The organism is Dyella monticola (assembly GCF_003363155.1).
In the GTDB taxonomy this organism is placed as follows: Bacteria; Pseudomonadota; Gammaproteobacteria; order Xanthomonadales; family Rhodanobacteraceae; genus Dyella_B; species Dyella_B monticola.
Genome location: NZ_QRBE01000014.1, coordinates 17,269 through 40,724, shown reverse-complemented (window position 1 = coordinate 40,724; position 23,456 = coordinate 17,269). Strand labels below are relative to the sequence as shown.

Here is a 23,456-nt window from a genome sequence, read left to right as displayed (position 1 = left end):
AACGACAAAGGGCGACAACGCACGCCGCCCTTTCCGCAGCGATAGGAGGGCCCTCAGCCGATCGCCTGTTCCAGTTCCGGAATAAGCTTGAACAGATCACCCACCAGGCCAATATCAGCCACTTCGAAGATCGGTGCTTCGCCGTCCTTGTTGATGGCCACGATGGTCCCTGCATCCTTGATGCCGGTCAGGTGCTGGATGGCGCCGGAGATGCCGATGGCGATGTACAGTTCCGGCGCGATGATTTTGCCCGTCTGACCCACCTGCAGCTCGTTCGGCACATAGCCGGCATCAACGGCGGCGCGGGAGGCACCCACGGCAGCGCCAATTTTGTCGGCGAACGTGTAGATAATCTCGAAGTTCTCCTTCGAGCCTACGCCGCGACCACCGGAAACGACCTTGCTGGCGCTCTGCAGATCTGGACGGTCGCTCTTGCCCTGCTTGAGCTCGACGAAACGCGTATGCGTGGGTAGTACGGCATCCACGCTGAGCGCTTCGACCGGCGCGCCGTTGGAGCCACTAGACGCGGCTGCCCAGGAGGCGGTACGAATGGTCGCCACGACGGCATGCGCGGCATCGGCTTCCACCGTAATGATGGCGTTGCCGGCGTAGATGGGCCGCTTGAAGGTGTGGCTGCCTTCCACGCTCATCACGTCGCTCACCTGTGCCACGCCAAGCAGGGCGGCGACGCGTGGTGCAAGGTCCTTGCCGAACGTGGTGGAGGGCGCGAAGACGTGGCTGTAGCCCGCCGCGGCCTTGGCGATCTGCGGCGCCAGCACGGCAGCCAGAGGATGGGCGTTTTCCGCTCGTGCAACGGTGAGCACGCGGCTTACGCCCTGGAGTTTTGCGGCTTCGGCGGCAATGGCATCTACCTTGTCGCTCAGCACCAATACATCGATGGCCTCGGGTTTGACCGCTGCGGCAGCACTTACCGCACGCGCCGTAGAGGGGTTCAGCTTGCCGTCCAGGTGTTCGGCGATAACCAGGATCTTGCTCATGGATGTCTCCTTAAGTTCCGGCCGGCTGCTTAGAGCAGCCCCTTTTGCTTGAGGACCGACACCAATTCGGCGGCGTCCTTCACCATCACGCCCTTGCTGCGCTTTGCCGGCGCGGCGTAGTGGGTGGTCTTCAGCTGGTCGTGCGTATCGACGCCCAATGACGCGAATTCGATGGTATCGATGGGCTTGGATTTGGCTTTCATGATGTCCGGCAGCTTGATGAAGCGTGGTTCGTTCAAGCGCAGATCGGTGGTGATCACGGCCGGCAATTCCGCTTCGATCACTTCGAGGCCGGCGTCCACTTCACGTGTCACCGCGGCTTTGCCATCGGAAATATCCACCTTGCTGGCAAAGGTTGCCTGCGGGCGATCCCACAGCGCCGCCAGCATCTGGCCGGTTTGATTGGCGTCGTCATCGATGGCTTGCTTGCCCAGGATGATCAGGCCCGGTTGTTCCTTCTCCACCAGCTTCAGGAACGCGCGCGCTGCGGTAAGCGGCTGCACAGCGTCGGATGTCACCACATGGATGGCGCGATTGGCGCCCATCGCCAGCCCGTTGCGCAAGTGCGCGGTCAGGTCGGCCGGGCCGATACCCACGACGACGACTTCATCGGCCACGCCTTTTTCACGCAAGCGCAGCGCCTCTTCCAGGGCGATATCGTCGAAGGGATTGGCGGAGAGCTTTACGCCGTCAGTCACCACGCCGGTGCCATCGGGCTTGACCTGGATGCGGACGTTGTAGTCCACCACGCGCTTGTAGCCGACGAGAATCTTCATGTGGGTTCCTTCAACCATGCGCCTTGAGGGCGAGATCGGGATGATGCAAACGCTTATTGTAGCCGATGCCCCATCCGGGGGGCGAATGGACGGGGCGGGAGCGGCGCGCGTTTAAAGCGGGCCGGTCTCCGGCAGCGCCTTGCGCAACGCCTCACGCGCCGCGTCGAAAGAAAAGTATCGGCGTATGTTGTCCAGGCCGCCATCGGACAGGCGGATCCATAGGGCTTCATCGTCGTACAACCGAAGGATCGCGGCTACGAAACCAGCCGCATCGTCGGCGATGAGGACGCTTTCCCCGTCGCGAAGCTGCATCCCTTCGCTGGCAATGGTAGTGGCGACCACGGGCAGTCCGTAGCTCATGGCCATGTTGACCTTTCCTTTGACACCCGCGCCGTAGCGCAGCGGCGCCAAGGCGATCCTGCATTCGTCCATCCACGGTGCGAGATCGTCCACTCTCCCGTGTATGTGAATGCCAGGTCCTGACAATCGGGTGCGGGCCGGTTCTGGTATGTCGCCGATGAGATGCAAGGCAATCTCCGGACGCGCCGCATACAGAGGAGGAAAAATGCCTTGGGTTAGCCAGTCTACGGCGTCGACGTTCGGAGGGTGACCGAAGCCGCCGACAAAGACGATGCCTTTGCGTGGCGCGAAATCGGCGCGACGTCCAAATACTTCATGCACATTTGAAACAAGCGCAACGTTTGCGTCGGGCGCTTCCTTTGACAAGAGTTCCTGCTCGATAGGGCTCACGACCAGCGTGACATCGCATGCGCGTATAAGCGACATTTCACGCCGCCGGGATGATTGCGCCTGGCGCATCATGGTGTGATTGCCCGTGTGCTGCGCCTCGCGCAATTCGCGTACGAAATGCAGATCGACCGTATCAAAAATGATCTTGGCACTGGGAGCGGCCCGCCGCACCAAGTCGAAGTTCGGGGCCGCAACGTAATGTCGCGATAGCAAGACCGCCTGCAACGTATGCTTTTCGCGCGCAAGCCAGCTCGCCAGCGAAGGCGACCAGGGCTTGCACAAGGTTTCCACGCCGATTCGTCCCAGTTGGGCAATTTCCTTGTCGCTCGCCATGCGGTTGTCGGCCATGAAGGTGACGCGCCAACCCAATTCACGCAGCAGCCGCATGATGTTGATCATGCGCAAAGAGCCGGAGTCGCGTGAAGCGTCCGGTGTCAACGCGTCGACGATCAAAATGTGGGGCCGCTCGCCATGAATCGCTTGCTCGATAAGTGATCCCGCCGAGGGTTGGCGTACCAGAACGTGCGCCCATTTTTCCGCGAACTTTGCCTTGTTGACGACTTGATATTGCTTTACGCCGGCATGCAGATCGGTACCTGAACTGATGCCTTCGAAGTGGATGACGACGCTTTCGGGTTGATAAATAACGCGCCTTCCGACCGACCGAACGGAAAACGCCAGATCCGTATCTTCGTAATAGGCGGGCGTATAACGGGTGTCAAAGCCCTGTAGCCGATTGAACAACGAGGACTCGATCATCAATGCGGCGCCGGATACATAATCCACATCGCGGCGATAGCGGAAGCGCGCATCATCGGGCGATTCGAAACGGCCATAATTCCAGCCGTCCGCATTGGAGAAGATAATCCCCCCTGCTTCCTGCAAACGTCCATCGGGATAAATCAGGCGGCTGCCGGCAATGCCGCAATCCGGCTCGTCCTTGAAGCAATCCAGCAAATAGTCGAGCCAGCCGGGGGTGACTTGGGTGTCGTTGTTGAGGAATAGCAAATAACTTCCGCGTGCAGCAGCGGCACCCGCATTGCAACTACCGATGAAGCCAAGATTGCGCGGATTGCGAAGGAGCCGCAGGCCAGCCACGCCGCTCAAGACCGAATGGGTGGCATCCTGCGAGGCATCGTCCACCACGATAACTTCGAACGGCGCTTTGGCCCCGTGATGGGCGATAGACCGGAGGCATGCCAAGGTGTAATCGAGTTTTCCATGCACCGGGATGATCACCGACACCTGCGGGGCATCGCTGGTTGGCAATGCGGGGGGCGCCGTCGCGTCATCCAGGGATTCCATAGCCCATGTCGGCGATGACTTGGCATGATGCCGAAATTCCTGCGCGATGCGCGTCACCGTGCCTCGCAAACCGCGCCGCACCATGCTCCCGGTCACGCGCTGCATAAGGTAATACAGACGCCTCGCGCGCCAGGTCAACGAATTGCTCAAAGCCATTTCCCAGTGGCGCCTACTGGCGGATTACAGATTCTGGTAATTGGGCCCGGACCCACCTTCCGGCGGAACCCAGTTGATGATTTCGTACGGATCTTTGATGTCGCACGTCTTGCAATGTACGCAGTTGGCGGCGTTGATCTGCAGGCGTTTGCCCGCGCTTCCATCCGGCATGGTGTCGTTGACGATTTCGTACACGTTCGCAGGGCAGAAGCGCGTGCATGGATTGCCGTATTCCTCCGCGCACTGGCTAACACATATTGACGTGTCGGCAACATGCAGGTGAACCGGCTGATCCTCATCGTGTTCGGTGGCGGCGAAATAGACGCCGGCCAGGCGGTCGCGTGGAGGAAGATCGCGCGGCACGTAATTGCGTTGGGGTTCTTCGTACTGCCCGAGCTTGTGCAGCGAGCTCCAGTCGGGTTTGTTTTTCAGTGTCCAGGGCGACTTGCCGCCGGTGACGGTTTCCCACGCGGCGTTGAGCATGCCCAGCCACAGCCCTTTCTTGAAGCCAGGCTTGATGTTGCGCACTTTCTTCAGCTCAGCCATGACCTCTGAACCGCGCAGTTTGGCGTCGAAACCGGCGGGTTTCAGATCGTTCGCGGCCAGATGTTCGGCGGCGAGCATGCCGCTCTTGATCGCCTGGTGCGTGCCCTTGATCTTGGGCACGTTGAGCAGGCCGGCGCTATCGCCGATCAACAAGGCACCGGGCATTTCCACGGTCGGTAGCGATTGGTAACCGCCAGTAACGATGGCGCGTGCGCCGGCGGAAAGAATGGTGCCGCCTTCCAGCAACGGTTTGACCAAGGGGTGATTCTTCCATTGCTGAAAGGCTTCCCATGGCTGGTAGTTGGGATCTTTGTAATCCAGCCCGCTGACGTAGCCCAACGCGATGCGATCTTTATCCAAATGATAGAGGAAGGCGCCGCCGTAGGTCTGGTTGTCGGCGGGCCAGCCGAAGCTGTGGAAAATCTTGCCGGGCGTGACGCGGCCGGCCGGCACCTGCCAGAGCTCCTTGATGCCAATGGAATAACCCTGCGGATCGCGGTCTTTGTCCAGCGTGAAGCGCTTGATGAGCTGCTTGGTCAGGCTGCCGCGCGCGCCTTCGGCGAGCACGGTGATTTTGGCTTTGATGTCGATGCCTTGCGTGTAACCGGGTTTGTGCGAACCATCCTTCGCCACGCCCATGTCGCCGATGCGCACGCCTGCCACGGAGCCATCGTCGTTATAGATGGTGTCAGCGGCGGCGAAGCCGGGGAACACGTCCACGCCCAGCGCTTCGGCTTGCGGCGCGAGCCATGCGCACATGGCGCCAAGGGAGACGATGAAATTGCCGTGATTGTTCATCGTCGAGGGCACCGGCAGCTTGCGACCACCGGTCTTGGTGAGCAGCCAGAATTCATCTTCCGCCGCGGGCACGCAGATCGGTGGCGGATTATCGCGCCAACCGGGCAGGAGGGCGTCCAGCGGCTGTGGTTCGATCACGGCGCCGGAAAGAATCTGCGCGCCGATGGTGGAGGCCTTTTCGATCACGCACACGGTCACGTCCGGCTTGAGCTGCTTGAGGCGGATCGCGAACGAAAGCCCGGCCGGCCCGGCACCGACGACGATCACGTCGTATTCCATCGTCTCGCGTTCGGTCATAGGGCTCTCCGTCGTGTGTGGCTGAAGGCTGCTGAGGGGTCCGTGATGTTACCGGAGTGGCCGGGCGGTTATTCTCCGGGTTCGCCGTCTGCGCGGCAAACCGGTCTCTTCTAGCGGCCGGTGGTCGCGAGGGATCCAACCTGCGCCGGAGCGTGCATGAGTTCTCTACCGCCCATCACCGATATCGACCTTCGTCGCGCCACGTTGTGCCAGCTCCTGCACTGGCTGGCCGCCGGGCGAACACACCCGGTGAAGCTGACGGAGGTCTATCTGGATGCCATCAAGCGCATCAATCCTGAGCTCAATGCCTGCATCGGGCAGCACCCGTCGGGGCTCGTGCTCGAACAGGCGCAAAGCGCGGAGCATCGCCGTCGCGATGGCGTGATCGGGCGGCTGGATGGTATCCCCGTAGCGCTCAAGGACAACTTTGATGTGGCCGGTTGGCCTACGCGCTCCGGGTTGCCTGGTTCAGTTCCGCCCGCCGTGCACGATGCGCATGTGGTGGCCAGGCTGCGTGCGTCGGGCGCGGTGCTGTTGGGGAAAACCAATATGGATGAGGGTGCGCTTGGCGCGGTCACCCACAATCCGCACTTCGGTCCCACGCACAACCCGCATCGCCGTGGCTATACCGCAGGCGGTTCGTCCGGCGGGGCGGCTGCGGCGGTCGCGGCGGGGCTGGCGGTGGCGGCAATCGGTTCGGATAGCTTGGGCTCGATCCGCATCCCCGCCAGCTATTGCGGCGTGTTCGCCCTGAAGCCGACCCAAGGGGAAATTTCCGCCCGAGGCATGACACCGGCTGCGCGACGTCTGGATACGGTGGGCTTGCTCGCGCGCAGCGTGGATGACCTGACCGTACTGCTGCAGGTACTCGCCGGCTACGACGCCGACGATCCACGTTCGCGCCGCCGTCGCGTGGCGTTGTCGCCGCCCGATTGGGAGCCGGGAAAATTGCGCTGCGGCCTTTTACCCAACCTGGCTGCGTGGGGCGTCCAGCCGGATGTTGCAGACGTGTTCGAAGCAGCGCTTGCCAAGCTCGAGCATGAACGGGGCGACTGCCGCACGGTGGATTTCGATGACTGGCATTTCGCGCGCGCCCGTCGCGCCGGATTGCTGCTGATGGAAGCGGAAATGCTCGGCACGTTTGCCACGCAGCTTGCCGATACGGAGCATCCCGTATCGCCACAATTTCGCCGCATGCTCGATTACGCGGCGCGCAAGACCGCCGCCGATTACGCGGACGCCGATCGCGTACTGGATGCCGCAACACTGAAGATGCGCAGGCTCTTTGCGCAGATCGATGTGCTGGTCATGCCCACCACGCCGCAGGGCGCGTTCCCGCTCGATGCGCCCGTGCCCGACACGCAAGCTGACCTCACCAGTTTTGCCAGCCTGGCAGGTTGTCCGGCAGTGAGCATTCCCATGGGCACGCTGCCCAATGGATTGCCGATTGGCATGCAACTGGTGGGCGCGCGCGGTTCGGATTTACGTTTGCTCGAGCTGGCGCAGGTGTGGTCCGCGACCCTCGATGCGGCGCCTGCGTATCCGGTCTGGCATGAGCATGTTGCCGCTTGAATCGGCCGTTGCATGGCAACGACTGCCGTTGCCGGACGCGGACGTGCGCTACGCGCAAGCGTGGCTTGCCGGTGACGAGGCCGACCTTCTGTGCCAGCGTTTGCTGGATGAAATCCCCTGGGAGCGACATCGTCTGCGCATGTTCGGGCGCGAGGTGGATGCGCCGCGTCTGAGTTGCTGGATCGGTGATCCCGGCGCCGCGTACGTGTATTCACGCAGTCGCTTTGAACCCAGGCCGTGGACACCTGCGCTGGCGGCGTTGCGCGAACGCGTGATGATTTCGTGCGGAGCGCGTTTCAACAGTGTGCTCGCCAATCTCTACCGCGATGGACACGATTCCATGGGGTGGCACAGCGACGACGAGCCGGAACTTGGCCCGCAACCCGCCATTGCATCGGTGAGTCTCGGTGCCGAACGGCGCTTCCGCTTCCGCCGCAAAGCCGCCACCGGTGCGCATCCTTCTTCACCGGTCGGCCTCACGCTCCTGCATGGCAGCCTGTTGTGCATGGCGGGCGATACCCAGCGCCTGTATCGGCATGATTTGCCCAAACAGGCCGGCGCGTGCGGTGCACGGATCAACCTGACGTTCCGCTTGATCGACACCTGCGCGCAGCGTTCATGACGCCCTGCAGCTTGGAATGGTGGGCAACGGTGGGATAATGCGTGATCCCCTCATCCTTGCAGGCCCGCAATGACCCAGAAGACCGCACTCAACGCCACCCATCGCGAACTCGGTGCGCGCATGGTCGATTTCGGCGGCTGGGACATGCCGATCAGCTACGGCTCGCAGATCGAAGAGCACCACGCGGTGCGTCGTGATGCGGGCATGTTCGATGTTTCACATATGACAGTGGTGGACCTGCATGGCGCGCGCGTACGCGACTTCTTGCGTCACCTGGTGGCCAACAGCGTCGACAAGCTGAAGGTGCAGGGGAAGGCACTGTATACATGCATGCTCAACGAGCAGGGCGGGGTGATCGACGATCTCATCGTCTATTTTCTGGGCGATGAGTTCTTCCGCCTGGTGGTCAATGCCGCCACGCGCGACAAGGATCTGGCCTGGATCGAGAAGCAGGCCAAAGCATTCGATGTGACCGCGCAGGAACGTCCGGACTTCGCGATGATCGCGGTGCAAGGGCCGCATGCGCGCGCCAAAGTGATCGGCCTGTTGCATGAGGTGGATCGCGCACGCATCGAAAAGCTCGGCCGCTTCGCCGCCGCCGCGGCGCAGGGTCCGCACGGCGTGCCGCTGTTCATCGCGCGCACTGGTTACACGGGCGAAGACGGTTTCGAAATCATCGTGCCGGACGATCAGGCCGTCGCCTTGTGGAAAGAACTGGCCGCTGCCGGCGTTGCACCATGTGGCCTCGGCGCGCGCGACACGCTGCGCCTGGAGGCGGGTATGAATCTGTACGGCCAGGACATGGACGAAACCGTCACGCCGTGGGAAGCAGGCCTTGCCTGGACGATTTCGCTGGACGAGGGGCGCAACTTCATCGGTCGCAAGGCGCTGGAGGCGCAGAAGGCGGCGGGTGTGACGCGCGCACTCGTCGGTCTGGTGCTGGATGACAAAGGCGTACTTCGGCATGGCCAGAAGGTGCTAACGCCCAGCGGCGAAGGCGAGATTCTTTCCGGCGGCTTCGCACCGACGCTGAATAAATCGGTGGCCTTTGCGCGCGTACCAGCGGACGCGACGGGCAATGTGCGGGTGGACATCCGTGGCCGCGAGGTACCGGTGCGCGTGGTGAAGTTTCCGTTTGTACGCGACGGCAAGCCGTGCGAGGGCATCTGAGCCCGGGCGCGGATCAACAGATGGATGCCCCATTCCCGCAACATCAGCAGTTAGAATTTGCACTTCCAACCCCCTGATCGAACTGATCCAAACCAACGACTGGACCCGACCATGAGCGCGAGCGAGATTCCCGGCGATCTGAAATTCCTCAAATCCCACGAGTGGGCCCGTGTCGAAGACAACGGGTTGATCCGCGTGGGCATCTCCAACCATGCACAAGAACAGCTCGGCGACCTGGTCTATGTCGAGCTGCCGGAGATCGGCGCCTCCGTACAGGCTGGCACCGGCGCGGCGACGGTGGAGTCGGTCAAGGCGGCCTCCGACATCTATTCGCCGGTGTCGGGGGAGGTGGTCGAGGTCAACGAAAACCTGGCCGACAAGCCCGAGACGATCAACGAAGACGCCTACGGCGAAGGCTGGCTGTTCGTCGTCAAGGCAAGCGATCGCTCCGAACTGGACGAACTGCTCGATGCCGACGCCTACGCCGAATTGATCGAGAACGACGACCACTGACGGTGGCCTGATCGCGTTTCAGCAACGGCCGCTTAGGCGGCCGTTGTCGTGTCGGCACACGGCATGACGTTGCCGATGACGTGCTTCGGCATGTCATGCGTGGTGTGAAAGCGGTGCATCAAAACGGTCGAGTGATGCCGTCGACGTCGTCTATCGCATGCATGCGGCGGTGAGTCGACCGGGTGCGCATCGAGGGTGTTCGGGATGTTTCGGACCGTTTCCGACACCCTTGCGGGTACCTTCCGGTCTAACTTCGTTCATGCTCCAAATCGCCCCCTCGGACCGGTTGGATCGGCGCGATGCAACCGTTGCTCGCAGTGTTCCAATGCATGCCACGCCTGTATCAGGGGTGATGAGAAAAATCACATTTTTTAGCTTGTTTTTGGCGCTTTTTGAAAAGCGGCAAAGCTAATGCTTTGGATGTTTGGATGGCTGTCTGCACACGATGGCGCCATCGAAAAACCTTCCTTCAGACCACCGTCGCAAACCGGTCGCCGGGGCGAAGGGATTGATTTCATGGCAAAAATCAATTGACAGTTGAAATGTTCAGGAATAGCTTTCGCACCATATAACGGGGAACGGTAACAATGGTGGCATCGAAATTCATCAAGCCATACATACAGCACGGTGAAAAATCCGGCGCGGTGAGAAAGATCACTGTTTCGATTCCAATGCACGTATTGCGACTGCTGTCGGATCTTCGCACTTACCGACAGGTCAACAATTTGAGGCACGCCACGAACAGCGACTTGCTGGTTGAGGCGTTCCTCCACGCTTTTACTGGGCAACCACTGCCAACTGATGAGGAGCTAAGACGAACTATGGCCACTGCCAAGAAAACTGCTAGGAAATCGGCTAAGAAAGCCGCCAAGAAATCCACCCGTAAAGCCGCCGCCAAGCGGCCGGTCGCCAAGAAGGCCACCGCTAAGAAGCGCACCGCACGCAAGACCGCCAAGAAGGCTGGTGCAAAGCGCGTAGGCGCGAAGAAGGCCACCGCTAAGCGCGTTGGCGCCAAGAAGACCGCCAAGAAGGCATCCCGCAAGCGCACTGCCAAGAAGGCAGCCGCTGCCAAAGTTGTGAAGGCCACCAAGGCCTCCAAAGCAACCAAGAAGTAAGCACAACAACTACACGCTTCATCCGATTTATCTCCCTGCGGTGCCCAGCGCAGGGAGGTGCCTCAAAAGCGTTTCGTCCCGGCCTTGCGCCGGGACGCTTCATTTTGGAGGCTCATAAATAGAGAGGGGAAATAAGGAGGCACGTGGCAAGGAGCGTGCCTGCGCCACCTTTCTAATGCGTCTTGATGCGCGCGGGGCCGTTCTGGCCGCCCATCTGTGGCCCTCCATCGGCCATCTGCCGCTCCCCGTCGTTCCGTGAAGCGCCCCACATTTGCTGTGTGGACTTAATCGCGTTACCTTTCATCCATCCGCGCCGCGGCGAACCTGGGGGGAGCCGCTCCTGGATAACAGGGGGGAAGCGCGGGTATCTGATGCCACTGCAGTAGTGAATGATCATGGATACCCGAAAAAGCCGTCATGGGCGCTCGCGTGCGCGCGGGGCCATTAAGCCCATTACCATTGCCGTCCTTGCCATCGTGGCATGTCTGGCCGTTGCGTCATGGTTCCTCATCATCAAGCCGCATGAGGACATGCTCAGCACCGATGCCGGAGGCCACCCGTCCACGCCGGTCAACCTCAGTCAGCAGCAGACTGCGGCGCCCGTCAATGTGGAGGCGATGAGCCTGAACGACCTCTTGGCCGAAGCGCGCAAGGCAATGAACGAGCAGCGCATCATCGCGCCGGCCGGCAACAATGCCTTCGAGTTCTATCTCAAGGTGTTGCAGAAGCAGCCCGGCAATCAGGTGGCTGCGGATGCCTTGCGCGAAACGTTCCCCTTTGCCGCCAGCAACGTGGAGCAGGTGATCAACCAGCGTGAGTTCACCGAAGCCGACCGCGAGATCGATCTGCTGGCAAAGGTCGACCCCACCAATTACACGCTGACGATTTTGCGTTCCAAGCTCGACGCCCAGCGCAAGACGCTCGACGAAGAACAGCAAAAGCAGCTCGACCAGCAGCATCAGGCCGAACTCGCTGCGCAAAAAGCGAACGTCGACAAGGCTGCTGCGCAAAAGGCGCTCGCCGACAAGGCCGCCGCGGATAAGGCTGCGCAACAGCAGGCCGCGTTGGCCGCGCAGCAAGAAAAGGCCAAGCAGGAAGAAGAAACCAAGAAGGCGGCGGACACGACCAACGAAGTGGCTGCCGGCAACACCTCTTCCGGTGGCGGTCAGACGCGTGACGCCATTCCGATCTCCACCATCCGTCCGCGCTATCCGACCTCGGCGCTGCGCAACAATCAGGAAGGCTGGGTGGATGTGCAGTACACGGTCAATGCCGATGGCAGCGTCAGCAATGTCCAGGTCCTTGGTGCGGAGCCCAGGCACGTATTCGATAATGCGGCGGTCGACGCACTGCGCCGCGCCAAGTTCTCGCCAGCCATGCGTGACGGCGTAGCGACCGCTTCGCAACAGCAGAAGCGCATCGAGTTCAAGCTCAGCGCAGCGCAATGATGCATGCAAGCCACCGCCCCTCATGAGGGCGGTGGCGATGCCTGCCTGTGTCGGGTAGTCAACTGCTGTGATGGCGGTATGTGTGGCGGCCCTTCGTCGCGGGACGATCAGAGGGCGGATCGCCCTCCACGCCGGCCCAGTCCACGTGCGGCAGGCCGAGCATCGTATCGAACACCATTGGCATCAGGTCGGTACCGATCGCGCCTGGCGAGTTCCACATCGATACCATGCCGATCTGATATTTCGGGAAGAACGCGATCATCGTGCGATAGCCTTCCACCGCGCCGGCGTGGTAGATCATCGTTTCGCCTGCATAGGTGAACACACGCCAGCCCAGCGCATAGCTGGCGGCAGTCAAGCGTGCGCGACGCCATGGCGCGGCGCGCAATTCGGTAGGCGTGGGAATACCGGGCGTATGCAGCGCATCCAAGAGTGCCGGTGACAGCACATCCGGACGGCCACCCATCTGCGCGATCAGCCATTTTTCCATGTCGCGCAAGCTTGCGTTGACACCCGCGGCGGGTGCCACGCGGTAATACGCTTCTTTCGGATCGAACGGCTCCCAGGTATGCACACCGTGCGGACGATGCGGACGCGCCCAGCTCTTGCTGTTCTCCAGCCCTTCGCGGCCATAGCTGGCGGTGGTCATATCCAGCGGGAAGAACAGACGCCGGTCGACCTGGTGGTAGAAGAAGTCGCCGGTTTCGGCATAGATCAGATCGCCAATCAAGCTGAAGGCCACGTTCTGATAGCCATAACACTGGCCGACATTGCAGGTGAGGTTCACTTCGTCGAGTTTGCGCACCAGTTCTTCGTACGGAACGTTGTCTTCCAGCATTTGATCGTAGGTGTTGTGCGGCAACCCCAGACGCTGCCCGAGAATGTCTCGCACCGTCACTTCACTGGAGGCCTGCGCATCTTTCAATTGGAAGAACGGCAGCGCATCGGTCAACTTGGTGTCCCAGTTGAAGCGGCCCTCTTCGATCAACAAGCCGGTGACGGCCGTAGCGAAGGCCTTGGACAGCGAGGCGAGGCGAAACACGGTAGTAGGTGTTACCGGCTCCTGCGTTGCTGCGTCGGCGTAGCCGAGCGTGCGCTCGAAGGCCACTTTGTTGTCCACCACCACGGCGGTGGCCATGCCGGCCACTTCATTGCGTTGCGCTACCACGTCCAGCCAATGCGAATAAGCATCGAGTGCCACCTTGATGCGTTCGGAAGGGAGGCTGACGCTGGCGTCGAGGTCGGTGGCGCCATGGCGCGCCGGAACGCCGAGCGCCGCTGGTGCGTGGGTGGAAACGGTTTGCGACGCAAAGCAGGGGATCAGCGTTGCGCAGGTGACGAGCACGCCGGCGGTTAACAGGGGAAGCTTACGGAACATGCTACTCCGCGTATCAAGGCGCGCTGGCACCCGGGGTCATGGTGGGTCGTCCATGGAGGTGAAGCGGGATTGTGCTGCACTTCGGACAAGGTCACAACGATGTGATGGCACGGACGGGATAGCGTTCAGCCACGGCCTGGATCATTCCGTGCGGCAGCTTTGGATGGATGGATGAGTTGAAAGCGTGGCTAGCGCATTCAGCGCTGCGCACTATGGACTACTCCCTTCCGCGCACAAGGGCGTCACCGACGCATGGTAGGCTTGCGCCGCCTCCAACGGGACACCATCCGGTGCGTTTGTCATCTGACGTTTCTCCTCATCGCGACGCCACGCCGGTTACCTCTGCGCTCGCGTTCTTCTTCCTGCTGACCGCGTACTACATCATTCGACCGGTGCGCGACCAGCTTGGCGGCGCGGTGGGCTCCACGCAGTTGCCGCTGTTCTATGCGGCCACCTTTCTGGCCATGGTGTTGTTGACGCCGGTGTTCGGTGCGCTGGTGGCGCGTTTTCCGCGACGGCGTCTGCTGGGTTGGAGTTACAGCTTCTTCATCGTGTGCCTGTTGCTCTTTATTCCTGCGTTCGTGGCGCAGGATCGCATCGGCGCGCGTGCGCTCGGCGTGGTGTTCTTCATCTGGGTCAGCGTGTTCAACCTGTTCGTGGTGTCGCTGTTCTGGAGCTTCATGGCGGATGTCTTCGACAGTCGACGTGCGCGCGAAGTGTTTTCATTGATCGCGCTCGGCGGCATGGCTGGCGCCCTGTTTGGCCCGATGGTGACCAGCCTGCTGGTGGGCTGGCTCGGCGTGGCACCGCTGCTGCTGATATCGGCGGTGATGCTTGGGATGTCCTTGTTGCTGTTGTTGCGCATATCCGTGCAGCACTCAAACGACCACGCGGCGGAACAGCCCGTGGGCGGCTCGCTGTGGGCAGGTGTCTGCGAGCTGTGGTCGCGGCCTTTCCTGCGCTGGATGGCCATCCTGATGCTGCTGGGCGATGGCGTGGGTACGCTGGGCTACGCCCTGGTGGCCGACTATGCCAAGGCGCATCTGACCTCTGCCGGCGTGCGCACGGCGTTCTACGCACATATCGATCTGGCGGCGAACTTGCTCGGTGTGCTGCTGCAGCTTACGTTCTCGCGCTGGTTGCTCATGTATCGCGGTGCGTTGTGGACGCTTGTACTGCCGCAACTGGTGAATCTGCTGTTGCTGGTGATGGTGGCAATCGGCGGTCACGCGCAGTGGAGCCTACTGGGCTATGGCGTGCCGCTGTTGGCGATCATGATGGCCGGCACGCGCGGCTTCATGTATGGCATGACCAAGCCTGCCAGCGATGCGCTCTATACCCGCGTGCCGCGTGAGACGCGTTACAAGGGCAAGAATTTCGTCGAGACGGCCGTGTGGCGTTTTGGCGATGTCGCCATCACCACCGGCATCAGTGGCCTGGTCAAGCTAGGCGTCGCCGTGGGGGGTATTGCGCTCATTGGCGTGGGGGCGTCGTCGGTGGCCGCCTGGGTGGCGCGCAAAGCCGCCATGTCGCCGGATCTGGCGCCTGAGCCAGGGAGCAGGGAACAGCCGACGGGAAACGAAAACCTCGCTTGAGGTTTCACGTTCCCCGCAGCCTGCGCTGCTTTTTCAGCTGGTGATGTAACGCTGCAACTGCTCGATCTGTTCGGCCTGCGCGCTGATCACTTCTTTCACCAGGTCGCCGATGGAAATTACACCCATCACGCGATGACCCTGGACCACCGGCAAATGACGCACTCGGTTGTCGGTGCAAAGGCGCATGCAATCGAACACATCCGTATCGGCGGTGACGGTGAGTACCGGATTGCTCATGATTTCCGAAACCGGCGTCTGCGCCGACGAGCGACCCTGCAAAATGATTTTGCGCGCGTAGTCGCGTTCGGAAACGATGCCTACCAGTTGTTCGCCGCGCATCACCAGCAGCGCGCCGACCCCTCGCTCGGCCATGTGCTTGATGGCTTCCAACACCGGCGCTTCCGGCGCGATGGCGAAGATGTCGTTGCCTTTCCTGTCCAGCAAATGCCTGACCTGACGCATCCAGACCTCCCCAGCGGCCGCAGCATGGCCGCGTGAGCACAGTTTAGCGCCGTGGCGTTGCCTGGGTGTGAAACGAAGTGCGCGATACGGGAGCCTGTTCTTCCTCGATGAAATACAACGGCCGCTGCTTGCTCTCGTTGTAGTTGCGGCCCAGGTATTCGCCAATCACGCCCAGCGCAAGCAACTGAATGCCGCCGAGGAACAGGATCACCACCATCAGGCTCGGATAACCGTGCACCGGATCGCCATGGAACAGTGCTTTGAGCAGCACTTTGAGCCCGAAAAGGAAGGCCACCACGGACGCGGCCAAGCCTGTCCAGGTCGCAAGCTTGAGCGGCGCGCTGGAGAACGAGGTAATACCTTCGATGGCGAACTGGGTCAGTCGCCAGTAATTCCATTTGGTTTTCCCCGCCAGCCGCGGATCGCGCAGATATTTCACTGAGGTCTGGCGATAACCGATCCACGCGAACAGGCCTTTCATGAAGCGCTGCCGTTCTCGCAATTGTGACAACGCGGCAAGCGCGCGCCGGGAGAGCAAACGGAAATCACCCGTGTCGCGCGGCACGGCGACATCGGACATGACTTCCATGGCACGATAAAACGCCGCTGCGGTAAAGCGTTTCAAGCCGGTCTCCCCAGCGCGTGCGCTGCGTGTGGCGTACACCACGTCATAGCCGCTCTGCCATTGTTCCACCAGCTGGGCAATGAGCTCGGGTGGATCCTGCAGATCGGCGTCGATGACGACGGCAGCATCGGCGTCCACATGGTCGAGCCCCGCCGTCAGCGCAGCCTCCTTGCCGAAATTGCGCGACAGCTTCAAGCCGCCCGCGCGGGCATCGGCGCCAGCCAGGGATTGAATGATCGCCCATGTATCGTCGCGACTGCCGTCATCCACATACAGCACGTCGCATGACAGTGGCAGCGCGTCCAGGACTTTGGACAGCCGCGCGTGAAAGGCGGCGAGCACGGCCGATTCATTGTAGGCAGGGACGACAACCGTGAGGCGCTGCATGCGAGGTTCCATAAAGCGGCAGGTGGAGAAAGTGTAAACGCGCTTCAGCGCCGACGGATGGGATGCACATCGCGCGGCGGTTGCCGGCTCGTGAGATAGGCCGGGCCGCCAAGCTGATCGATCTGCTGCTCGATCCATCGGCTGCGCTCCAGCACGTAGGCGCTGGGGCGATCGACGTGGAACCGGTCCGGATTGGGCAGCACCGCCGCCAGCTTCGCTGCCTGCGCGGGACCAAGCTGCGCGGGTGAGGCGTGGAAGAACACTTCACTGGCCGCGCCCACGCCATAAACGCCGTCACCGAACTGGGCGATGTTCATGTACACCTCCAGGATGCGTTGCTTGGGCCACGTCAGCTCCAGCAGCACCGTGAAATACGCCTCCAGGCCCTTGCGCACAAAACTGCGACCGTTCCATAGAAACAGGTTCTTCGCCGTCTGCTGGCTGATGGTGCTGGCACCGCGCAGGCGCTTGCCATCGTCGGCTGCATCGATGGCGTTTTCGATGGAACCGAAGTCGAAGCCGTGGTGAAACGGGAATTTCTGATCTTCGCCCGCCACCATCGCGATAGGTGCCCATGGCGAGATGCGCGACCAGGGCACCCAGTGATGCCGGAATTGGAAATGCTTGTCGCCGTGAATAACGGCGTCCAGACGCTGCTCCATCATCACCGCCGAGGTCCACGGCGGCACGAAACGCAGCACCAGCACCACGAACCAACTCAGGCCGACCCATGACAGGATCACGATACCGGCATAACGCAACAGGCGGCGAAAGGGCGGAAGATGCGGCATGGTCCAGGCGGTGTGGAAAGGAGCGCCTCGCAGTATAAGTGCCGCCAATAAAAGGGCTATTGCTCTTGCGTGCGAGAGCCCCCATTTTTGGGGGCTTGCCGCCATGAGCGGTGTATTTCCCGATCTGTCGCCGTGAGGTTGTTCTGGTGAAAACCGTGCTTGCCGAAGATGTGCTCCATCGCTTTCTGTTGGAACGCGCCGGCGTTCGAGGCGTCATCGTGCGCCTGGGTGCCGCTTGGCGCGAGGTCGCCGGGCGCGCCGAGTATCCGGCGCCCCTGCTGGACCTCCTGGGTCAGACGCTCACCGCCAGCGCTCTGCTGACGGGCAACATCAAGTTCGATGGCGCATTGTCGATCGAACTCAAAAGCGCCAGCGCGCTGCGGCTGCTGTTTGCCGAGTGCTCCGATGCAGGCCGTCTGCGCGGCTTGGCGCGTTGGAACGGCGCTTTGCCCGAAGCGCTATCGCTGGATGAACTGTCGCAGGCCGTCATGGCCATCACCATTGGCCAGGCCGACCGTGGGCAGCGTTACCAGGGTTTGGTCGATCTGCGGCATCCCACGCTGGCAGAGGCGCTGGAGAGCTATTTCAAGCAATCCGAGCAATTGCCCGCGCGTTTCGTGCTAGCGGCCGACGGCGAACACGCGGTAGGGCTCATGTTGCAGAAGCTGCCGGGTGAAGGCGGCCATGACGCCGTGCAGGACAACGATGCGTGGTCGCGCGTGGAGCATCTGACCGCGACGCTCGGACGCGAGGAGTTGCTCACCACGTCGCCCGAAGAGCTGCTCTATCGCCTCTACCACGAAGAAACCGTGCGCCTGTTCGAGCCGCGTCCGCTCGCCTTCGGCTGCAGCTGCTCGCGCGAGCGCGTGGAAGCCATGCTGCGGTCGCTGGGACGGGAGGAGATCGAGGCCACGCTGGAAGCGCAGGACGGCATGATTGAGGTCACCTGCGAATTCTGTGCGCGCGCCTATACCTTCGATCGCGTCGATGCCGAGCATCTGTTGAGCGGTGGTGCGGCGGCGAGTTCGACGGTGCAGTGACCGCCAGGGGATAAAGCAACGCTACTTGCCCAGCCACACTTCGGCAGGCTGCGGATGCGCAAACAGGAAACCCTGTCCGTAGCGGCAGCCGATATGCCGCAATGCCTGCCGTTGCGCATCATCCTCGATGCCCTCGGCGATCACCTGCATTTGCAGTGAATCGGCCAGTACCTGGATGGCGCGCACCACCGGTACGCTGGCGCTGTTGGCACTGCCCAGTTCCGTGATGAAGCTGCGATCGATCTTGAGCGTTTCGATCGGATATTGATGCAGATAACTCAGCGACGAATAACCCGTGCCGAAATCATCCAGCGCAATGCTCACGCCATGCTGGCGCAAGTTGTCGAGCATGCGTTTGACCTGCGCGGGGTTTTCCAACAGGGTTCGCTCGGTGACTTCGATGCGCAGTGCGCGTGGATCGACCTGATGCGAGCGCATCAAGTCGAGCAAGCGATCGTCCAGGTCGGATTGGCGGAAATGCCGACCGGAAACGTTGAGGCTGACAAAACCGCCGTTCGCGGACAGCATGCTCGCCTGCATGGCAATCTGCTCGAAAATCTGCCAGTCGATGCTTTCGGCGCTGCCATTTTCTTCAGCTACGGCGAGGAAGTCGCCCGGGGACAACAATCCACGCATCGGATGCCGCCAGCGCAGCAGTGCTTCGTAGCCAACCGTGCGTCCGTCTTCCAACGCCACGATCGGTTGATAGAACGGCACGAATTCGTTGCGGCTTAGCGCACGGCGCAAGTCGCCTTCCATTTCCAGCAGTGACAGCACTTCGCGGCGCAGGCGATCGTCGAACACTGCGGCGCGATGGCGGCCTTCATCCTTGGCGCGATACATGGCGGCATCGGCGTCGCGCAGCAGTTCTTCCGGTTGCTGATAGTGCGGGCCGGGCAGGGCGATGCCGATCGAGGCCGACGTGAAGATTTCCTTGATGCCCAAGCGGAATGGCACGTGCAGTTCCGCAATGATGCGCTCGGCCACCAGCCGGGCCTTGCCGGCATCGCTGATGTTTTCCAGCAACACGGCGAATTCGTCACCACCCAGGCGTGCAACCAGGTCGCGCGTTTTAAGGCAGGCGCGAATGCGGCTGCCGGCCTGGAACAGCAAATCATCACCGATCAGGTGTCCGACCGAATCGTTGATCACCTTGAAGCGATCCAGATCGATAAACAGCACCGCGAACAATTTGTTTGGATCGGCGTGATAGGCCTGCAGTGCTTGTCCGAGCCGCTGCAACAGCAGGGTGCGGTTGGGTAGGCCGGTAAGCGAGTCGTGCAAGGTTTCATACATCAGCCGGCGTTCGACGCGTTCGCGTTCGGCAATCTGCTCGCGCAGATCGCGGTTGGCCAGGGCCAGTGCGCGTGTGCGTTCGGTAACGCGTCGTTCTAGATTGATGTAGGCCTGTTTCAACGATTCGCTGGTTTGCTTGCGTTGCAACGCGTTGGAAATGTGGTAGCTCACGAAGGTGAGCAGCTCCTGGTCGCGCGTGTCGTAGATGTGCTTGGGCGAATAGCTTTGCACGGCCAGCACGCCTTTCACGCGGTCGTCCCATACCAGCGGCACACCCAGCCAGCAGACGGACTTCGCGCCCATTCCCACGCAATCGCCGGTGGAGGCCAGCCGCTCGAAACTCAAGCGGTCGGCCAATAGCGGCTTGCCATGCTTGAGCACGTATTCGGTGGCGCCGTTGCCGACCGGGCGCGGTACGCGTGGGGGTTCGATCTCATCAACCGAATAGGGGAACGTGATGTTCTCGCCGTTTTCGTCGAGCAGTGCAATGTAGAAGTTGCGCGCATACAGCAAACCGCCAACCACGCGGTGTACAGCGGCATAGAAATTCTGCTGGCTTTCCGGTGCACTGGCGAGCTCGGCAATGCGGAACAGCGCCGATTGCAATCGCTCGCCACGCTGTCGTTGCAGTACTTGCTGGCGCAGCACGCGGTTGGTAGCACGCAGCGCAGCCGTGCGGTCAGCGACACGCCGTTCCAGTTCGGCATGCGCTTCGCGTCGTTCCAGCGCGGTCTGCATATGCTGGGCGACGTAGTTGAGCAGGTCGCGGTCGTGATGGGTGTAATGCGTGTCGGGCCGATAGCTTTGCACGACGATGCCGCCGACCGCCTGGTTGCCGTGCAAAAGCGGCACACCCAGCCAGTGTTCGCAGGCCGGCCCGACCAGCACGAAGCGACCTTCAAGCTGGTGCGCCAATTCCTCCACCGACCCCATGATGGGTTGGCCGCTTTGCAGCAGGTTCCAGGTGAGGCTGTAGCGCATCTCCTGCAGCGGATAATGTTCGTCCGGCGCGGGCGGCTTTTGATCGACCGTGTCCACGTAATAGGGGAAGCGCACGCTGTCGCTCACCGGGTCGTACAGGAAGATGTAGAAGTTCTCCGCATACATCAGCATGCCGGCGATCGAATGCAGCGACTGCATCATCTCGGTGATGTTGTGGGCGGTGCCGGCCAGTTCGGCGATGGCGTATAAGGCGCGCTGCAGGCGCTCGGCCATAGCCAGGCGGGAGATGGATTCGTACAGGCGCCCGGTTTCGCTGAGCTGGCGCAAGCGGATACCGGCCAGCCGTCCCAGCCAGGCCACCTCGGCGAGCGTCGACTCATCCAGCAAGGTGGCATCGGTTTGCAGCGCCAGGGTCTGCAGACTTTGCGGGTCGACGGCGAGGTTCACCACGCCCGGTTCGGGTGCTTCGTCTCTATCGGGCGGAAGCCAGCGCAGCGTGCCACGGACGCCGATCTGGGCAAGCGCCGTCTCACAGATAGCCAAGACACCGGCCGGGTCCGCCGCCCGGAACAGCTTTTCCAATATCTCGCACAGGGCCAACGGGAGGGTCCCGTCGGTCTCTAGCGCGAAATTGCGGCTGTCTGGCATTGAACTCATGACCGATGAGCGGGTCCATGCGCGATATGTCGCTTGACTATATATCGTGAAGATACCGTCATGTGGCCATTGCCCGGTGGGCTTGCCTGTGCGAGGAGAAAGATGCTTCCTCTATGCATCCCTCGTGCCAGAAAGGGATGGCGCGAAAGGCCATTTCGGTTGACCTCACCACATAAAACGCAAGCTGTCCGGGGTGTTAGTAAAAAGTAAAGTAAGGTATACTTAACTCCGGGAGTCCGTACTCCAATTGAGGGTGCGGGCGGGGCTTATCGCACGTGTTTTCGAATTTTCATGCGCCGATTGCTGCTCACATTGCCGTTGCTCTGCGTGCCGCTTATCGCGGCAGGGCAGACGCTGTCCGGCGATCAGTCCAGCAATACCAACGCCGCATGGTGGCAACAGCAGTCGCTGTTGAAGAATGGCGCGCAGCAGCCTCAGCAAGGCTCGTGGCTGGTGCAATCGCAGAGCACCACGACGGCGGCGACGCAAAACAATGCGGCGCTGTCGTTCAATCCGCTCGCTGGTGGCAATGCCAATAGCAGTACCGTGCAATATGGCGTAACGCCGAATGTCACGGCACAGGCAGGTGTCACACAGCGCTCATGGGTGACGCAGCCGCGCATTATCAGCAGTGAAGTGGGCGCGACCTATAGCGCCGGACGCTACAGCCTCGGCGTCAGCGTGGCGCAAGACCAGGTGCCCAGCCCCACGCCGCTGCCGCGTGTGCTGCCTGGCGCGGTACCTGGCGTCAACGGGCTCACGGATTTTGATAGCAGCACGCAGGTCAATGCGCGCGGGCGCTTCTCATTGAACAACAATAACGGCGTGCTGCTTGGCGCGAGCATGGGCCGCATCCGCCTGCTGCCGGGCAATCAGCTTGGCCTCAGCACGCTCGATCAGAAAGCATTGAGCTTTGGCATCGAGCACGGCTCGGTGAGCACGAGCATTGTCGGTCGCACCATGCAGCCGGAAACGGGCACGGGTGTGCCGGGCATGCTCAACACGGATCGCCGCTGGAACAGCATCGACCTGGGCGTTACCTGGCATCTGCCGTGGCAGGGCTCGCTGAGTTTCGGCGCGCAGAATCTGTGGTCTTCCGGTAACGCGAACAATACGCCGGCCGGTCCGCCGGAGCCTGATCAGTCGCGCACTCCCTACGTGCAGTACCACCAGGATCTTTGAGCCGTTCCTGATCGGTTTGCGCACGTCAACGTCAAAACGCCCCCATCAATGGGGGCGTTGGCATTTTGGGCGACTGCATATGCGTGAGTGATAACGGTAACGTGCCGTTGCGCGCGCCTATGGGCCCTTTCTGATCTTCACGTCGCCACTAAATGTCTCGATGTGGATCTTGCCGTTGCCACTACCGGCCACCGTATCGAGCGTGCTGCCCGGGCCGTGTTCCGGTCGCGTGGGCGTGCCGAAGTCGGTGCGCAGATCGCCGCTGAAGGTGCTGACGTGCAAGTGGCTACTGAGCGAGTCGGGCAGTTGCACTTGCACATCGCCGCTCATGCTGTCGACACTCATGTTGCCCGCGGCTGCAAGCGCACCGGTGAGCTGGACGTCACCGGAAACGGTGCTGAGATTGAATTGCTGCCAAGGGCCGCCGCCGACCTGGATGCGGCCTGAAACCGTCTGCAGGTCGACCGTGCTGCCTAGCGACGGCGCGAGGATGTCGCCGCTCACTGTCTGCAGTTTTGCCTGTTTGGCGCGACCGGAGAAGGCGACGTTACCGCTCACTGAAACGGCGCTGATCATGGGTGTCTGCGCGTTGATGCGCACGCGACCGCTTACCGAATTCACATTGATGTCGCCGCCGTCGATGCCATCCACGCTCAGCGGCGCGCTGACCACGTTCACCTTCAGCGACGCGCCGCGTGGCACGCTGATGTCCAGCCTGGTCTCGCCCATGGCGTTTTCGCCGTTCCAGTTGAGCCAGCCGCCATGTCCCTTGGCCTGCACGTTGATGGTGAGGTTGTTGTCGCTGCCTTCGATGGTAAGCGGTTGCGCGCCGTCGCCGAGTTGACCGCCGACATGCACTTCGTTGCGATCCCAGGCGTTGATGGTGACTTCGCCTTTAACGTTGGTGATATCGATGTGCGCGGTGGGTGCGGCAGGATGGGTCAGGTCCAGCGGCGTGTCCGCAAAGGCGTAGCCCCATGGGAGCAGGCAGATCAACAGCGGCAGATAGCGGGCAGTTTTCATAGTTGTTATGTC

Annotated in this window: 20 protein-coding genes; 9 read left to right on the top strand and 11 right to left on the bottom strand. The window is 61.6% G+C overall.

Features of this window, described 5'->3' with window-relative positions:
• Positions 1-53: 53 nt before the first annotated feature.
• From DWU98_RS18350 to DWU98_RS18335, 4 genes are all read right to left on the bottom strand, one after another.
• A complete protein-coding gene (locus tag DWU98_RS18350; RefSeq protein WP_115497027.1) occupies positions 54-998 on the bottom strand; it encodes an electron transfer flavoprotein subunit alpha/FixB family protein in 945 nt (314 codons plus the stop codon).
• Between the two features lie 29 nt (positions 999-1,027).
• The gene (locus tag DWU98_RS18345) at positions 1,028-1,774 is read right to left on the bottom strand and encodes an electron transfer flavoprotein subunit beta/FixA family protein (protein ID WP_115497026.1); all 747 of its coding nucleotides are present in this window, start codon (positions 1,772-1,774) and stop codon (positions 1,028-1,030) included.
• A gap of 111 nt (positions 1,775-1,885) precedes the next feature.
• Complete coding sequence (locus DWU98_RS18340) at positions 1,886-3,979, bottom strand: glycosyltransferase (RefSeq protein ID WP_329955409.1); 2,094 nt, start codon at positions 3,977-3,979, stop codon at positions 1,886-1,888.
• A 30-nt stretch (positions 3,980-4,009) separates the two neighbouring features.
• Positions 4,010-5,626: an electron transfer flavoprotein-ubiquinone oxidoreductase gene (locus DWU98_RS18335; RefSeq protein WP_115497024.1), complete on the bottom strand. Its 1,617-nt coding sequence runs from the start codon at positions 5,624-5,626 to the stop codon at positions 4,010-4,012.
• Between the two features lie 156 nt (positions 5,627-5,782).
• Here DWU98_RS18335 and DWU98_RS18330 point away from each other — a divergent pair, with 156 nt between their 5' ends.
• The 4 genes from DWU98_RS18330 to gcvH all read left to right on the top strand — a co-directional run bounded on the left by DWU98_RS18330 (position 5,783) and on the right by gcvH (position 9,503).
• The gene (locus DWU98_RS18330) at positions 5,783-7,198 is read left to right on the top strand and encodes an amidase (RefSeq protein WP_115497023.1); all 1,416 of its coding nucleotides are present in this window, start codon (positions 5,783-5,785) and stop codon (positions 7,196-7,198) included.
• On the top strand, positions 7,179-7,820 hold the full coding sequence (locus DWU98_RS18325; RefSeq protein WP_230474931.1) for an alpha-ketoglutarate-dependent dioxygenase AlkB family protein: 642 nt from the start codon (positions 7,179-7,181) through the stop codon (positions 7,818-7,820). Before DWU98_RS18330 ends, DWU98_RS18325 begins: the two co-directional genes overlap by 20 nt.
• Before the next feature lie 69 nt (positions 7,821-7,889).
• The gene (gene gcvT, locus DWU98_RS18320; protein WP_115497021.1) at positions 7,890-8,990 is read left to right on the top strand and encodes a glycine cleavage system aminomethyltransferase GcvT; all 1,101 of its coding nucleotides are present in this window, start codon (positions 7,890-7,892) and stop codon (positions 8,988-8,990) included.
• A 111-nt stretch (positions 8,991-9,101) separates the two neighbouring features.
• Positions 9,102-9,503 carry a glycine cleavage system protein GcvH gene (gcvH, locus tag DWU98_RS18315; protein ID WP_115497020.1) on the top strand — a complete coding sequence of 134 codons (402 nt, stop codon included), beginning with the start codon at positions 9,102-9,104 and terminating at the stop codon, positions 9,501-9,503.
• Between the two features lie 371 nt (positions 9,504-9,874).
• Here the strand turns inward: gcvH and DWU98_RS22500 are convergent, their stop codons facing one another.
• Positions 9,875-10,276, bottom strand: a complete 402-nt coding sequence (locus DWU98_RS22500) for a hypothetical protein (protein ID WP_343126345.1) — start codon at positions 10,274-10,276, stop codon at positions 9,875-9,877.
• Here DWU98_RS22500 and DWU98_RS22495 point away from each other — a divergent pair.
• A complete protein-coding gene (locus DWU98_RS22495) occupies positions 10,157-10,618 on the top strand; it encodes a met regulon transcriptional regulator MetJ (RefSeq protein ID WP_343126344.1) in 462 nt (153 codons plus the stop codon). The genes DWU98_RS22500 and DWU98_RS22495 overlap by 120 nt on opposite strands.
• Positions 10,619-11,013: 395 nt before the next feature.
• Positions 11,014-12,066: an energy transducer TonB gene (locus DWU98_RS18300; protein ID WP_115497017.1), complete on the top strand. Its 1,053-nt coding sequence runs from the start codon at positions 11,014-11,016 to the stop codon at positions 12,064-12,066.
• Between the two features lie 58 nt (positions 12,067-12,124).
• Here DWU98_RS18300 and DWU98_RS18295 read toward each other — a convergent pair whose 3' ends face one another.
• Positions 12,125-13,444 (bottom strand): serine hydrolase domain-containing protein, encoded by a 1,320-nt coding sequence (locus DWU98_RS18295; RefSeq protein WP_115497016.1) that lies wholly within the window; start codon positions 13,442-13,444, stop codon positions 12,125-12,127.
• Between the two features lie 290 nt (positions 13,445-13,734).
• On the opposite strand from DWU98_RS18295, the gene DWU98_RS18290 reads away from it, so the two are divergent.
• Complete coding sequence (locus DWU98_RS18290; protein WP_230474930.1) at positions 13,735-15,039, top strand: NTP/NDP exchange transporter; 1,305 nt, start codon at positions 13,735-13,737, stop codon at positions 15,037-15,039.
• A 33-nt stretch (positions 15,040-15,072) separates the two neighbouring features.
• Here the strand turns inward: DWU98_RS18290 and DWU98_RS18285 are convergent, their stop codons facing one another.
• From DWU98_RS18285 to mtgA, 3 genes are read right to left on the bottom strand one after another with little or no spacing between them, the layout of a single operon-like run.
• Positions 15,073-15,501 carry a CBS domain-containing protein gene (locus DWU98_RS18285; protein WP_115497015.1) on the bottom strand — a complete coding sequence of 143 codons (429 nt, stop codon included), beginning with the start codon at positions 15,499-15,501 and terminating at the stop codon, positions 15,073-15,075.
• Between the two features lie 43 nt (positions 15,502-15,544).
• Positions 15,545-16,513: a glycosyltransferase family 2 protein gene (locus DWU98_RS18280; protein WP_115497014.1), complete on the bottom strand. Its 969-nt coding sequence runs from the start codon at positions 16,511-16,513 to the stop codon at positions 15,545-15,547.
• 44 nt (positions 16,514-16,557) lie between these two features.
• Positions 16,558-17,304 carry a monofunctional biosynthetic peptidoglycan transglycosylase gene (mtgA, locus tag DWU98_RS18275; RefSeq protein WP_115497013.1) on the bottom strand — a complete coding sequence of 249 codons (747 nt, stop codon included), beginning with the start codon at positions 17,302-17,304 and terminating at the stop codon, positions 16,558-16,560.
• 146 nt (positions 17,305-17,450) lie between these two features.
• On the opposite strand from mtgA, the gene hslO reads away from it, so the two are divergent.
• Positions 17,451-18,344 carry an Hsp33 family molecular chaperone HslO gene (hslO, locus tag DWU98_RS18270; RefSeq protein WP_115497102.1) on the top strand — a complete coding sequence of 298 codons (894 nt, stop codon included), beginning with the start codon at positions 17,451-17,453 and terminating at the stop codon, positions 18,342-18,344.
• Positions 18,345-18,365: 21 nt separating this feature from the next.
• On the opposite strand, the gene DWU98_RS18265 is transcribed toward hslO, so the two are convergent.
• A complete protein-coding gene (locus DWU98_RS18265) occupies positions 18,366-21,239 on the bottom strand; it encodes a bifunctional diguanylate cyclase/phosphodiesterase (protein ID WP_115497012.1) in 2,874 nt (957 codons plus the stop codon).
• 291 nt (positions 21,240-21,530) lie between these two features.
• Between DWU98_RS18265 and DWU98_RS18260 the strand changes: the two genes are divergently transcribed.
• Complete coding sequence (locus DWU98_RS18260; protein WP_115497011.1) at positions 21,531-22,421, top strand: hypothetical protein; 891 nt, start codon at positions 21,531-21,533, stop codon at positions 22,419-22,421.
• 117 nt (positions 22,422-22,538) lie between these two features.
• Here DWU98_RS18260 and DWU98_RS18255 read toward each other — a convergent pair whose 3' ends face one another.
• Positions 22,539-23,444, bottom strand: coding sequence for a DUF4097 family beta strand repeat-containing protein (locus tag DWU98_RS18255; protein WP_115497010.1), 906 nt, complete (start codon positions 23,442-23,444; stop codon positions 22,539-22,541).
• Positions 23,445-23,456 lie beyond the last annotated feature (12 nt).

What these genes read in the sequence shown, in the direction of transcription:
- DWU98_RS18350 (WP_115497027.1), bottom strand. Translation starts at nt 998, where the DNA reads ATGAGCAAGATCCTGGTTATCGCCGAACACCTGGACGGCAAGCTGAAC.
- DWU98_RS18345 (WP_115497026.1), bottom strand. Translation starts at nt 1,774, where the DNA reads ATGAAGATTCTCGTCGGCTACAAGCGCGTGGTGGACTACAACGTCCGC.
- DWU98_RS18335 (WP_115497024.1), bottom strand. Translation starts at nt 5,626, where the DNA reads ATGACCGAACGCGAGACGATGGAATACGACGTGATCGTCGTCGGTGCC.
- DWU98_RS18330 (WP_115497023.1), top strand. Translation starts at nt 5,783, where the DNA reads ATGAGTTCTCTACCGCCCATCACCGATATCGACCTTCGTCGCGCCACG.
- DWU98_RS18325 (WP_230474931.1), top strand. Translation starts at nt 7,179, where the DNA reads ATGAGCATGTTGCCGCTTGAATCGGCCGTTGCATGGCAACGACTGCCG.
- gcvT (WP_115497021.1), top strand. Translation starts at nt 7,890, where the DNA reads ATGACCCAGAAGACCGCACTCAACGCCACCCATCGCGAACTCGGTGCG.
- gcvH (WP_115497020.1), top strand. Translation starts at nt 9,102, where the DNA reads ATGAGCGCGAGCGAGATTCCCGGCGATCTGAAATTCCTCAAATCCCAC.
- DWU98_RS18300 (WP_115497017.1), top strand. Translation starts at nt 11,014, where the DNA reads ATGGATACCCGAAAAAGCCGTCATGGGCGCTCGCGTGCGCGCGGGGCC.
- DWU98_RS18295 (WP_115497016.1), bottom strand. Translation starts at nt 13,444, where the DNA reads ATGTTCCGTAAGCTTCCCCTGTTAACCGCCGGCGTGCTCGTCACCTGC.
- DWU98_RS18285 (WP_115497015.1), bottom strand. Translation starts at nt 15,501, where the DNA reads ATGCGTCAGGTCAGGCATTTGCTGGACAGGAAAGGCAACGACATCTTC.
- DWU98_RS18280 (WP_115497014.1), bottom strand. Translation starts at nt 16,513, where the DNA reads ATGCAGCGCCTCACGGTTGTCGTCCCTGCCTACAATGAATCGGCCGTG.
- mtgA (WP_115497013.1), bottom strand. Translation starts at nt 17,304, where the DNA reads ATGCCGCATCTTCCGCCCTTTCGCCGCCTGTTGCGTTATGCCGGTATC.
- DWU98_RS18265 (WP_115497012.1), bottom strand. Translation starts at nt 21,239, where the DNA reads ATGAGTTCAATGCCAGACAGCCGCAATTTCGCGCTAGAGACCGACGGG.
- DWU98_RS18260 (WP_115497011.1), top strand. Translation starts at nt 21,531, where the DNA reads ATGCGCCGATTGCTGCTCACATTGCCGTTGCTCTGCGTGCCGCTTATC.
- DWU98_RS18255 (WP_115497010.1), bottom strand. Translation starts at nt 23,444, where the DNA reads ATGAAAACTGCCCGCTATCTGCCGCTGTTGATCTGCCTGCTCCCATGG.